This window comes from Elizabethkingia argenteiflava, from assembly GCF_009904105.1.
In the GTDB taxonomy this organism is placed as follows: domain Bacteria; phylum Bacteroidota; class Bacteroidia; order Flavobacteriales; family Weeksellaceae; genus Elizabethkingia; species Elizabethkingia argenteiflava.
On record NZ_JAAABJ010000436.1, the window covers coordinates 1 to 325 of the forward strand.

The window sequence follows — 325 nt, forward strand, 5'->3', positions numbered from 1 at the left end:
CATCGTACTCGAAGAATGCTGAGAGATTTAACCAATTGTCCAGCCAGGATTTGCAGGTCAGGGGATATTTTTTTGCCCACTTCTCTTCAAAGGCAAGCAGCCTTTGATATCCCTGCTCTTCATTATTCGCCTTGTAGATTGGCTTCATATCCTCCATAACCGCTTTTTTATCCCTGTCAGGAACATAGCGCATGGAGGAGCGGATTTGATGAACCACGCAAAGTTGTACCCTGGTTTTAGGAAATACAGCCTCAACCGCTTCGGGGAAACCTTTCAGGCCGTCTATGCAGGCAATCATAATATCTTCCACACCGCGTTTCTTCAG

1 protein-coding gene is annotated in these 325 nt (G+C 46.2%); it reads right to left on the reverse strand.

Annotated elements, in window-relative coordinates; translation table 11 throughout:
• Positions 1–325, reverse strand: a 325-nt coding sequence (locus GNY06_RS05065; protein ID WP_176589968.1) for a transposase, incomplete at both ends; no start/stop codon positions are given.